8 protein-coding genes are annotated in these 13,329 nt (G+C 45.0%); 6 read left to right on the top strand and 2 right to left on the bottom strand.

What is annotated here, in order from left to right:
* Positions 1-238: 238 nt before the first annotated feature.
* The 5 genes from QZ076_RS07420 (at position 239) to QZ076_RS07440 (ending at position 9,648) form a co-directional block, all read left to right on the top strand.
* Positions 239-3,919 (top strand): DUF6383 domain-containing protein, encoded by a 3,681-nt coding sequence (locus QZ076_RS07420; RefSeq protein WP_293711905.1) that lies wholly within the window; start codon positions 239-241, stop codon positions 3,917-3,919.
* A gap of 146 nt (positions 3,920-4,065) precedes the next feature.
* Positions 4,066-5,985: a family 20 glycosylhydrolase gene (locus QZ076_RS07425; RefSeq protein WP_293711906.1), complete on the top strand. Its 1,920-nt coding sequence runs from the start codon at positions 4,066-4,068 to the stop codon at positions 5,983-5,985.
* A 152-nt stretch (positions 5,986-6,137) separates the two neighbouring features.
* The gene (locus QZ076_RS07430) at positions 6,138-7,424 is read left to right on the top strand and encodes a hypothetical protein (RefSeq protein WP_293711907.1); all 1,287 of its coding nucleotides are present in this window, start codon (positions 6,138-6,140) and stop codon (positions 7,422-7,424) included.
* Positions 7,425-7,606: 182 nt separating this feature from the next.
* The gene (locus QZ076_RS07435; protein ID WP_293711909.1) at positions 7,607-8,425 is read left to right on the top strand and encodes a phosphate ABC transporter substrate-binding protein; all 819 of its coding nucleotides are present in this window, start codon (positions 7,607-7,609) and stop codon (positions 8,423-8,425) included.
* 155 nt (positions 8,426-8,580) lie between these two features.
* Complete coding sequence (locus QZ076_RS07440) at positions 8,581-9,648, top strand: nitronate monooxygenase (protein WP_293711910.1); 1,068 nt, start codon at positions 8,581-8,583, stop codon at positions 9,646-9,648.
* Positions 9,649-9,748: 100 nt separating this feature from the next.
* Here QZ076_RS07440 and QZ076_RS07445 read toward each other — a convergent pair whose 3' ends face one another.
* Together QZ076_RS07445 and QZ076_RS07450 are read right to left on the bottom strand one after the other, a co-directional pair.
* A complete protein-coding gene (locus tag QZ076_RS07445) occupies positions 9,749-11,197 on the bottom strand; it encodes a DUF3868 domain-containing protein (protein WP_293711911.1) in 1,449 nt (482 codons plus the stop codon).
* A gap of 15 nt (positions 11,198-11,212) precedes the next feature.
* Positions 11,213-11,779, bottom strand: a complete 567-nt coding sequence (locus QZ076_RS07450; RefSeq protein WP_293711913.1) for a DUF3575 domain-containing protein — start codon at positions 11,777-11,779, stop codon at positions 11,213-11,215.
* 722 nt (positions 11,780-12,501) lie between these two features.
* Between QZ076_RS07450 and QZ076_RS07455 the strand changes: the two genes are divergently transcribed.
* On the top strand, positions 12,502-13,266 hold the full coding sequence (locus QZ076_RS07455) for a DNA-binding domain-containing protein (RefSeq protein ID WP_293711914.1): 765 nt from the start codon (positions 12,502-12,504) through the stop codon (positions 13,264-13,266).
* Positions 13,267-13,329 lie beyond the last annotated feature (63 nt).

Genomic DNA, 13,329 nt, shown 5'->3' on the forward strand with positions numbered 1-13,329 from the left:
AGGTTAAAATTTGGATTTGGTAATGATTATCCTCAACTTTGATAATAGAACTGCCCGGATGGTTAAAAAAGGATAAAGGTAGAGTTGTGATTAAATTCTTATTTATATCTTTGTTGCATTCCCCTGATAAATAGGTTTTGACTGTTTCCGGATAGATTGTTTATCCGGTTGATTATGTGAAGAATAAGATTAAGAATTTATATAGAACTTTATTTTAGTATTACTTAATTTAGAATTTATGAGTAAAACAATTACCTCGTTAATTGCCGGGCTTTTGCTATCGGCTAGTGTCTCATCCCCTATGTATGCTTACTATAATGAAGGCGGACATAATATTACATTCCGTCCCACGGATGTGATGAGCAGTGATGAGATTGACAACAGTGTTAACCATTTTGAGAAAGACAAGTGGTACCAATTAGTGAATGAAGACGGCCAATTACTGGTGCAGTATCGTCATCTGTATGATAGTGATATGAGTAATGGATTGACTCTTAAGCTGGTCGATCCGGGTACTGCTCCGATCAACTATTCTTTATGGTCTATCAAGGCTTCCGATGACGGACACAGCGGTAAGAACTTCGTATTTGTTAACAAGGAAACAAATATGGAGTTGGAGTATGGTCATGTGAAGGCTTATACTCAGGAGAAAATGAATGAGACTTCGTATCCGGTCATCTCTTTTCTGGGTGGTTGTATACAAAACTGGAACTGGTATACTACAGACCGACAGGTTAGTAATTTCGACTATGCTCCTTTATATTCTTATTTCAGTAATCAGGACTCGGTTGTCGTGCTGAGAAATTCAGACTCGAATCCTTATGGAGGTGATGAAATCCTGGCCTGGAAATATTCAAAAACAGAGGCCGGCGATGATATGATAGATATTATCGATGATATTGTTAAGGTGAAGCCTGTTTTGGCCGGTTCTATAACATTGGATGCCAACGCCATTAACCAAATGGTGGATTTTCAGTATGCGAATATCTGGGGAGGAATGCCGGCTGATAAGAATGTGCAATTTGACGCAACAGTTACTCCAACAAAAGATAGCCCGTTGTTAACCAATCAATTTGTTGCGCTGGATAATGATTATTCTTATTTCCCGGAAATAAACAATGCTGATGAGTTGATGGGACTTGAATATGGGGATGCCTGGCAGTATGTGAGATTGCAGGTACCGGGAGAAAGAGATGAATATGGCGACTATGACACATATACTACCTTGTATGTGGGAACTGAATTTTATGAAAACAGCAGTAAAGATCTGAAGCTGGAACTAATGGAAGGCGACCTGGATGCAAGCAATATGCCTGTTGATATTCCAACTTTGACGGAAAAAGCATGGATTGCCCGTTCATTATTCAAATTCACTTACTATCCTTCACAGGACAGTCTGGTGATCGAGCCGATGAATGCTTCCTATAAAAATGCTGCTTCCGGTAAATGGTCGAATGCCAATTATGCATTCAACTCAACAAACAACGATATGGCGGCTATATGGAATGCCGATGGATCGAGTGCTCCGGAGCATAATGATGAATATGGTCCTGTTGTGATTCGTCTGGCTTATCTTACTGAAAATACCTCTGTGATCACTGCAAAAAATGCAGAGGTGGATGGCGGTTATGAACTGCCGGGCTCTTTACAGACCCGTTTCTTCTTCAAGAATCGTAACTTCGATTATCTGACACGTACTACACTGTCCGAAGGACTTTACTTTATTAAGAGTACCGACAACGGTAAAAATGTAGTGGCAAATTTAGCGGGACGTATGATGTTCGACGCGCCGGAAGATGATCAGAACTATGACGATATGCCGGGTACAATGTGGGTCGTTAAGCAAACAGGTTGTGGAGACAGAGCTACTGTTGCCGTTTATAACCGTGAATATGCATTCAATTATTATTGGTTTAACGAAGAAGATATGTATGAGGATCATTGGCAATTATGTGAAGAAGCTACACCTGTCTTCGAAGGTCAGTTATATAAAGATAAAGACGGTAATATATTCTTTATCGATGAAAGCTATGAAGGATTTGAAAATAAGTATTGTTATTATGGTTGTAACTGGCAATTGAGCAACTTACATACTTATAACTTTATTCCGGTTACTGACAACGAAGCATTGACCAGTAAATATCATGGATATAAACACCTTGATCCGGAGTCGTTGCTTTATACGAAGTATCGTTTGAACTATAACCTGTTTGCAAACGGTAACCTTTACCTGAATGTCGTAGACAATACCTTTATGCCGGTAGAAAGTCAGTCTACCACTTACGAACTGGAAATTGCTCCGGAAGACTTTAAAGCAACCGACTTTGAATATGGTTATGGTGTCGGTATTGCCGGTATGCCGCAATTGTCACGTACGGCTTATGTATTGAAAGTTAGCGATAAAAACCTTATAGACAACGATAAGATGTATATCGCTCTAGTGGAAGAATTCGGTAAAACAGCTTACTATCAGCCGATGAGCCGCGACGATATCGAAGCGGGTAAAGGCAAGTTGGGTGTATTCTACCTGAAAGCCGACCAGCGTAAGGATGATGAAAAATGCTATATCCTGATCGATATCTTCAATAATAAGGTGAATGATTGTAACGAGTGTCCGGATCCTGGTCCTGTTCCTACAGCTCTTCGTAATACTCCGGCTCCAGGTCCGGGTGACGATTGTGACGAGTGTGATGATTGCTACCAGTATCTCCCGAGATACTCTTATGCATTCAACGGCTGGAGACAGGCGCATTGTATAGACGGTATCGGTAAATTGAGTATTACTAAACTGGATAAAGAGGCTGAAGACCGTTCATCCGCCTTTGCTGTTGTCACCGACAACCGTCCGTTGTATATGGATCTGGGTGAAGAAGGTAAGCATATCAATATCTATCGTGCAAGAGGTGCAGGACAGGAATTTCTGTTTGAAGACTCTAACAATCAGATCATGGCTCCGCAGGTCGTAAAAGACTTCGGTTACTTGGGTATGACAGCTGAAAAGATCCAGCCGATCGGTAAGGATAGTAAAACTGCTATCTATGCAGACTATGTAACGAAATCTACTGACCGTATGCCTCAGTACCTGTTTGTTCTTCGTCCGGATTCCGTAAAAGACGGCAAATGGTGTGACGCTCACGGTTACAACCCGAATTGCGAGCACGAAGTGGATTACAACGGTTACCTGGCCGGTAGCTTCCTGATCAACCTGACAGACTCTGTTCAGGGTAGCACGAACATGTTGAACAATCCTGACGTTTACAAATGGCAGTCTTACACTCGCCTTGGTTTCGTAGAAGGTGTTCACCAGGTAGATGCAACAGGCGAATACCTGTATATCCTGAAGAACGGTAAGAAATTGGCAGACCTGAGAACTAAAGACGGCGTTCTTGATCCTCGCGACCTGTACAACGAAGCTATCTTCGAAAAGAAACCGGTAGACGGCTTGCATAAGAACTATGCATTCTCTTTGCGTTTCACAGACGACGATCATAAGGACTTCTTACTGGAATCCAACAAGGAAGGTGTATCGAGCATTGCTTCGTTCAAGGGGGCATGGGTGAAAATCCATAATGGTGTACCTGTGTTGGCTGAATACGAAGTGGATAACGGTAACCATGTGGACGATAAGGATAAGATGAAGGAACTGATCAACCAGTCTCAGATCTTCAATCTGGAAGATACCGACGATTATGCAACTTCTAACGATGAGATCTCAACATCAAGTATTAGTATAGTTGCCGGTAACGGTTCAATCATCGTTCGTAATGCCTCTGGTAAAGTTATAGCTGTTACCAATGTATTAGGCCAGCCACTTGTAAACCAGACTATCACATCCGACAATGCAACAATTCCTGTACCTCAGGGTGTCGTGATCGTCAGTGTGGAAGGAGAAAAAGCAGTTAAGGCGATCGTGAAGTAATTGTAAATACGAGTTACTAAATATCCGGGCGGTGTGTCTGTTATGCATGAATGCATGAGACACACCGCCTTTTTTGTTACCCTGTCTTTCCTGTTTATCAGCGAATTCTTATCTTCGTGCAAAATTTCAAACAAAAACTTATAATAATGAAAAGAACACTGTTGAGTCTTGCTACTGCCGCTCTGTTGCTGACTTGTGTATCCTGCGCAAACAAATCGGGCGTTACAGAGAACGTAGAGGTTGCTCTGATCCCTGTGCCACAGGAAATGACTGTCGGTTCAGACTGTTTTACCCTGACACGTAACGCCGCAATCACCCTGGATCAATCGAATGAAGAACTGAAAGGCATCGCCGCGTATCTGAATGAGAAGATCGCGCCTGCTACCGGTTTCACGCTCCCTGTGGAGAAACACGGAAAGATCGAGTTTAAACTGGTGGATGATGCCGCCCTGGGAGAGGAAGGTTATCACCTGAAAGTGAAACAAGGTGATATTCTGCTTACGGCGAATAAGCCTGCCGGGATCTTCTACGGCGTACAAACCTTGTTGCAGATGCTTCCGGCCGAGATCAAAAGCGGTACTGCACAGCCCAAAGATAAGAAATGGACAATCCCCTGTACCGAGATTACCGATAAACCCCAGTTCCCCTGGCGTGGGCTGATGCTTGACGTAAGCCGCCACTGGTTTACGAAAGAGGAAGTAATGAAGTACATCGACGAGTTGGCCGAATATAAAATGAATGTTTTCCACTGGCACCTGACCGACGACCAGGGCTGGCGTCTGGAAATTAAATCACTGCCCCGCCTGACGGAGGTAGGCGCCTGGCGTGCAGACCGTGTGGGCGACTGGTGGGGACGCGAGCGTCAGCAACCGGGTGAGGCAAGTACCTATGGCGGTTTCTATACCCAGGAAGAGGTGAAAGAGGTGTTGGCTTATGCCGCTAAACGCTTTGTACGTGTCATCCCTGAAATTGATGTACCCGGTCATGGAGTAGCCGCCCTGGTTTCTTACCCCGAACTGGCTTGTATGAAAGCCCCCGACGCACTCAATGTAGGTAATAAATTCTATGGAGAAGATGAGAACACGCTTTGCATCGGCAAGGAGTCTACGTTCGAATTTATGGACAAGGTGTTGACGGAAGTAGCCGCCCTTTTCCCGGACGAATATATTCATATCGGCGGTGACGAATGCTTCAAAGGCTTCTGGCATAAATGCCCCCGTTGCCAGGCACGCATGAAAGCGGAGAACCTGAAGAACGAAGAAGAATTGCAGAGTTACTTTATCCACCGGATGGGCGACCTGCTGAAATCGAAAGGTAAAAAGCTAGTCGGCTGGGACGAAATACTGGAAGGTGGTCTGGCACCCGATGCCAACGTGATGAGCTGGCGGGGTATGGAAGGCGGTATCAAAGCGGCTAAGGCCGGCCATCACGTTATTATGACACCTACGGAGCATTGCTATATCGACCTATACCAGGGCGAAAGTTCTGTCGAGCCGGCTACCTATTCCATCTGCCGGTTGACGGATTCATATAGCTTTAATCCGGTTCCGGAAGGCGTCCCGACTGAAATGGTGCTGGGAGGACAAGGTAATCTCTGGGCAGAAGCTGTTCCTACTTTCCGTCATGCCGAGTACATGACCTGGCCGCGCGGTTGGGCGTTGGCCGAAGTGTTGTGGAGTGGCCCTGCTAAAACGGATTGGGAAAAGTTCTGGCCCCGTGTCGATCGCCATTTCGTGCGTGCCGATCAGGCCGGTATCAATTATGCCCGCAGCATGTATAATGCGATCGTTACCCCGTATTTACAGGACGGTGTCTTGCGGGTGGAGTTGGGTAGTGAAATTGCCGGTACAGATATTTATTATACATTCGATAATACAGACCCGGATTGCTTTACCCCGAAGAATAGCGAACCGTTGAGTATACCGAAAACAGCCAGTCGCCTGCGTGTTATTACTTATCGCGACGGTAAGCCGGTCGGTAAACTGATATCCCTTACTATAAAAGAACTGGAGAAACGTGCCGAGAAGGACAAACGTACCGGACACGGTAACCTGACTGTTGACTGATAGGATTTAACCAGGTTGTTCGTAACATTTTTGTAACAACTTGGTTTTATCATTGTAACAAGACTGAAATATGTGTGAAATAGAAAAGCGCTTTCTTTGCTGCCGGAAACAGTGATGTAACATATTTTTCACCGCAACCAACAAAGTTAGGAATGAAAGTAATCAAATTTATGGCGCTTACCCTGTTGGCGCTGCTTCCCTTTCTCGCGGAAGCTCAGAACACGGAACAGTTAGATGCCCGCATCGATTCGCTTGCGGAAGAGACAGCAACGCTGGATAAGATAGTGAAGGGACTAAGTAAATTTAAAGTCTCCGCCTATATCCAGGGACAATATCAGTATGGACAGGAAGATGCTACCCTGAAGGTCGGCGATAAGAACGAACATGAAGATAAAGGCTTCAACCGTATCGGTATTCGTCGCGGTCGTCTGAAGTTCGAATACAACGACGGTATCGGTACCGGAGCCGTGCAGATCGAAGCCAACGACAAAGGTGTCAGCTTCCGCGACCTGTATATCGGTATCAAAGATCCCTGGACGAAACGCAGTCAGTTGATGGCCGGAGTCTTCAACCGTCCTTTCGGACATGAGATCGGCTACTCGACCAGTGGTTTGGAGTCGCCTGAACGTGCCACGATCATCCAGTACTTTTTTCCCGACGAACGCGATCTGGGAGCGATGCTGACCCTTCGTGCCAAGAAGGAAAGTCCGTTGGGCTTCCTCCGTCTGGATGCCGGATTGTTTGCCGGTAACAGTATCAACCGCGAAACTGATAGCCGTAAGGATTTTATCGGACGTCTGGGGGCCGATAAGGAGATCGGTAACTGGGGAAAATGGGGTGCCGGCGTATCCTATTATAATGGTGGTGTTTACAACCCGACAACAACAGCATACGAAATGGACGGCAAACGCTTCATCGAAGTGGACAAAGGTAAAACCGGTACTTACATGAAACGTGAATATATCGGTCTGGACGCCCAGTTCAGTTTCCTGAGTTCCTGGGGAACGACTACTCTGCGTGCCGAAGGCCTTTTGGGTACACAGCCCGGTATTGCTTCCAGTAGTAGAAGTCCGAACAGCGGAACACGTCCGGAAGACTTGCCCGAAAACTCTTTGTTCAAACGTCCTTTTATAGGCTATTTCTTCTATCTGGTACAGGATATCGGAACCTCTCCCTTCTCTGCCGTATTCAAATATGATGTGTACGACCCGAATACAAAGCTGAAAGGAAATGAGATCGGTGTGGAGAACACATTTACTTCCAAAACGGATTTAGCCCAGAGCACTTTCGGTATCGGTGGCCTCTACCGCTTCAACAAACATATCCGTGTACAGGCCTACTACGAATTCAACTTCAATGAAAAGAGCAACTTCGTAAAAGGTTACGAAAAAGACCGCAAAGACAATGTGCTGACGGTACGTTTGCAGTATAAGTTCTGACCGGATTACCTGAAAAGGATACATAGACTTTCAAAATAGGGTGCATGCTTTCTCCGGAGAGCATGCACTCTTTCATTATAAGGCATATACCCTTTTATCTTCACATAAATGTAATACCTGTTTCATGCTCTTGAAATACGCATGTAGTTACTTTGCAGTAAGAAATTAATTCAATAAGCGTAATGAAAAAGACAATTCTTTTGGCTGCTATGGCCGCCTGTTTGTTTACAACAAATGTATTTGCACAGAAAATCAAAGGTAGTGATACTTGCTTGCCGGTCACACAGACCGAAGCTGAAAACTTTATGAATAAGAATAAAGGAACCAAAGTAACCGTGACAGGCGGTGGTTCCGGTGTCGGTATATCCGCTCTAATGGAAGGAACGACTGATATCGCCATGTCATCCCGTAAGATGAAATTCGACGAGAAAGTCCGCCTGCAGGAAGCAAAGAAAAATACGAAAGAGGTAGTGATCGCCTATGATGCCCTGGCAGTGGTAGTCCACCCTTCCAATAAAGTAGATAATCTGACCCGCGAACAGTTGGAAGGTATCTTCACTGGAAAAATCAAGAACTGGAAAGAAGTTGGTGGAGAAGACCTGAAGATCGTAGCCTATTCGCGCGAAACCTCTTCCGGTACTTATGAGTTCTTTAAAGAAAGTGTACTGAAGAATAAGAACTATATGAACGGTATCCTGAGTATGCCTGCTACCGGAGCGATCATCCAGTCTGTAAGCCAGACAAAAGGAGCTATCGGTTATGTAGGTCTGGCCTACGTCAACAAAGATGTGAAACCGATTCATGTATCCTACGATGCCGGAAAGAGTTATACAGAACCTTCTTTTGCCAACGCAAAGAATAAGACCTATCCGATCGTTCGTCCGTTGTTCTTTTATTATGAAGTGAAAAATGAAGGCCCCGTAAAGCCTTTCATCGATTATGTATTGTCTGCCGAAGGTCAGGAAACAGTGAAAAAGGTAGGTTATATACCGGTCAAATAGTTTAGTCTTTAAAGGTTTTGCTTGGGTTATAATCTGAAAGGATCGATATTATTGCACAAAAAAGATATACCTGTGCAATAATATTGGTCCTTTTTGCGCATACATTCGTTTATTGTGCTACCTTTGCTGCGTATTTATTAATTATATCATTTTTCATGAAGACATTAACAATCGGAGATCTTAAGCCCCGCTTCCCAATTATCCAAGGTGGGATGGGCGTAGGAATTTCTCTATCCGGCCTAGCCTCGGCCGTTGCAAATGAAGGTGGGATTGGCGTTATCTCCGCAGCCGGTCTCGGACTCTTATATAAAAAACTATCACCTAATTACACGGAAGCAGGCAACTTAGGCCTGGCCGAAGAGATCCGCAAAGCCCGTGAAAAGGCAAAAGGTATCATCGGTGTGAACGTTATGGTGGCGCTTTCCGACTTTGCAGAGCAGGTAAAGACAAGTATCGCTGAAAAAGTGGATGTTATCTTTAGCGGTGCAGGATTACCATTAGATTTACCTTCTTTCCTGAAGAAAGACAGTGTAACTAAATTGGTTCCCATCGTATCGAGTGCACGTGCCGTACGCATCATCTGCGAAAAATGGATGAACAATTACAGCTATCTTCCCGATGCCGTTGTACTGGAAGGCCCTAAGGCCGGAGGTCACCTCGGTTATAAAGAAAACCAGTTGGAAGACGAGCATTTTTCACTGGAAGAGTTGCTGCCCCAGGTAGTACACGAAGTATCTCTTTTCGAAGAGAAATACAACAAGAGAATCCCGGTAATTGCAGCAGGAGGCATTTATACGGGTGAAGATATCAAACGCATGATGGATCTTGGAGCATCAGGCGTTCAATTAGGAACCCGTTTCGTCCCCACCACCGAGTGTGATGCTTCCGAAGCTTTCAAAGAAAGCTATATAAAAGCGGAAGAAAAGGATATTGAGATAATCAAGAGTCCTGTCGGTATGCCGGGACGGGCAATTCATTGCAATTTCCTTCAAAAGGTAAAGGATGGATTGAAACAGCCGAAGAGTTGTCCTTATAACTGCATCAAGACATGCGATATTTCTAAAAGCCCTTATTGCATTGTAGTGGCATTGCTCAATGCGGCTAGAGGTAACTTTGAGAATGGATACGCTTTTGCTGGCACTAATGCATGGCGAACAAACCGTATCATGTCGGTAAAAGAGACGATCAGCGAACTGATTAGCGAGTGGAAAGCGAAAGAATGATTTTATCTACTTATATGAATACAAAACCCCGGTAGGCGTAATGCTTACCGGGGTTTTATTTATTTAGTAACCTGTCCCCGTGTTCGACACGGGTAAGTGTTTATTGTTCTTTCAGCCAGTTGCTCAGTTCGGCTCCGTTCTGTGCAGCAGCTTTCACACCGGCATTGGCAGCCTTGCCGAAATACTCGAGTGCCTTCCGGTACTCTTTCTTCTTGGCGTAGGCAACACCGAGGTTGTTCCAGGCTTCCGGTGTATTGATCTTTTGCAGACGTTCGATACCGGCGTCGTTGGCACCGCGTTCTATTTCGAGGGCGGCAGTGTTCTGTTGTGCCACCGGGTCGGTCGGGTAGAGGCGTACGGCGATGTCGAATACTTCCTTGAAGGCTTCACTGTCTTTCGGATAAGTGTTGGCTACCACGAACATTTCGTTCAGGCTCAGGTATTGCGGTTTCGTCTTGATTACCTGTTTCGCTTCGTTCACGTCGAACGGACGGGCGATGTAAGCCAATGTATAGTCGATACGGCGCAGGGCAGGATAATAATCATCCAGCAACATACGGTATGTCTTGCCGCCGTTCAGAGCTTTCAACTGCGCTTTACGTTTGTTGATGTCGGATACTTCCAGCACTTTCAGGATCTCATCGCGGTTGGGCAGGTTGGATGCTTTGACTGCGTTACGCAGGCCGATCCAGTCTTCACCTTCCCAGTTCACCTTCATCAGTGATTCCGGCATGTCTTCCTTATCTTTCATGTAGGTTGCGAACGCTTTGGCACGGCTTTCCGACAATTTCATATTATATTCGTAGCCACCTTCCGGCGAAGCATATCCGGTGATATTGAACTCCGTAAACTTCAAGTTCTTGTCGTTGCGTACTTCGCTTACGATCTTGCTTACATTCTTCAGCTCGGCCGCATTGTTCTTAAAATCATGCAGCAGGACAGACTTGCCCACTTCGAAGTTGAGGTAAGCCGAATGGGTTTCGCTACGCTGTTTTACCGGTTCTGCCGGAGGAGTCACATAGCTCAGCTCGTAAGTCGGTGCAACTACCGGCGGCAGGATGCGTGACGACAGCGGAGTGATATTGCTCGCTACATCGCACGAAGCGCATCCGGTGGTATTTGCCTGCATCACCAGCGAGGCATTACGCATCCAGCTTTCGTAAGGCACGGTCAGTGTCATGGGGATAGACTCGGCCTGGTTCTTTTTATGACGGAAGATCACGGTCGGGCTCTGTTCGAACGGATCGGCACCGAAGCCCATTTCACGGTCGAGCGCTTTCATACGTTTCTTTCCGGTAATCACGAACGGGTCGAACTTCACCGTGTGTGCCTTATCGGCCGATTGAAGCACCGGAGTGACGATCACCATGTTCTGCGATTTCAATTCCATATTTGTGAGGTTGGCAGTAGTTGATAATACAACCTGGCTACCCTGTTTGTTTACTTGCAGGTCGCTGTAAGCTATACCGTCGGGGCTGACAGTCTGAGCCTGCATGCTCCCATAGGCGGAGCATAATAAAACGGTTGCTATATAGAATAACTTCTTCATTTTGCTTGCTTGATTTTAGTGGATGAAATAGATGAAGGAAAGGGATGCTTTGGTCACTCCCCAGTAATTGTGGTTGCCTGTGCGTAGTTTCGGCATGTCTTTGCCTTTGGCATATTCGTCGTAATGCATACGGGCATAACCTGCACCGATCTCGGCTTCGATTCCCCAGCGTTTGGATAATATCCATTGGTGACCGATACTTACGCCACCACCATACAAATAACCGTCATAGCGATGGTTTTCCAGTTTCTTGAACATATCGAACGGTAGCTTGAAGCCTGCCACGTCGTACTGGCCGCCCAACGCATGGACGCCGATAAATGTCCCGTTAAACTTCTCGCAAGTCCAGAAGCGTACGCCTGCATGGGCCAGCCAGTGTTTGAACTGCTTGTCGTTGTTGAACTCAAAAGGATTGTAACCTGCAGAAAGGTCCATTGTAACCTTTTTACCTAATCCCACTTCCAGACCCAGGTTGGGAGTGGCGGTAGCATCGTAAACGATATTGTTCTTTAATGCCACATGCTGTGCACCTGCATACAAAGAAAGAAATAACGTTGCACCTATTAAAAAGAATTTCTTCATGTGATATTCATTATTAGTGATACTCTTTGTTCTTAACAGCATGGTTTCGGATATTGTTTGCTCCGTTTTAAAAAAAGGGTGAAATGTTAGGGTTAATTATCAAGAAAGAAACTGCTTTTGGGATTTGTTATGTTAATGGAGAAAACGAAGGGTGGAAGTTTATTAAATGACGTAGTTCGTTAAGAACTTTGTCTTTTTCGAATGCAAATATAATAAATACAGCTGAATAGATATAACCTCTCTGATTAATTTTCATGATATGGAGGTAATAGTTTGCCCATTCTCTTCTTTTGTTGAATGAAATAATATACTGATGAGGTACCATAGGAGTTCCAAAATAAAGATTGTTTTGATAGGGTAATCACTAATTTATCCCTGATTTTAATACCTTTTCAAGGAATCTACTCTTTAATAATCAATATCCATTACAAAGTTCTTAACGAACTCAATCAAACTTCTAGAATATGGTAAATAATATATGGATATTACAGACTACCAGGAACCTGTTTTCTGTGAATGTATTGAATAAAAAAAAGTTATATAGTATGGAAAAACTCGGATTGGAGTCAGTTTCTACCGTTATAACGATCTGTACGAACAATGCTTTTTTATACATATTCAAGAGGGTAACCGACTGATCCTTTCCCTCTGTTTCTACTTTAGAAGACAAGAACTTGCCCGACTTTACAAGCGGACATAAATACTAAACAATTTATACTATCATGGCAGAAAAAACAATTCTCACTGTCGACCTGTACGATAACGTACTGACAGAAAAAGCTAACGATTACTCAGGAAAAGTAGCTATCACTGGAACGATTCACAATTCGGATATAGCAGAACGTATCGTCAAGGCACGTACCGAGTATCGTCCGGAAACGATCTTGAACATTCTCGGCATGGCCGACGAGATTAAAGTCGAGGCTATTGCGCAAGGTAAGAGTGTAGTAGATGGGGTAGGACAGTGGTTGCTCAATTTTAGCGGGCCACTGGAAGGGGAAACTCCTGTCTTCAACTCGGAAATACATAAATTCGGTGTCACCTATACGCCCGGTAAGGCGTTGTTGAATGGTTTGAAATTATTAATCCCCGGTTTCCGTAAGGCCAAGACAGGCCCTGTTATCAACGGCTTCACCGACTCGACTACCAAGTCTGTCAGCCAGGTATTGACCCCGAATGCTCCGGGTATTATCTCCGGTACAGGCTTGTTGCTGAAGGGCGATGATCCGTCGGTAGGCGTTTACTTTACGCCCGACGGGGCCAACAAGACTCCTGTTAAGGTTAGCCTGATCGTATCAAATACCACTTCGCAGATCATTATCCAGATCCCGGCACTGCCCGACGGACAATATCTGCTGAGTATCACCACGCAGGCAGGTGCCGGCTATTCGGTGATAAAAGAGCCGCGTACGTATCAGTACCCTATTCTGTTGAGTGTAGGCAGTCAACCCGGTGGTGGTGAAGATGATCGTCCGGTTATCGAATAACCCGTTATCGGGAGGAATGGGAACAACGTTATTGACACAATACTCAACACTGCTGTTCCCACC

It is taken from the genome of uncultured Parabacteroides sp. (assembly GCF_905196875.1).
GTDB lineage: Bacteria > Bacteroidota > Bacteroidia > Bacteroidales > Tannerellaceae > Parabacteroides.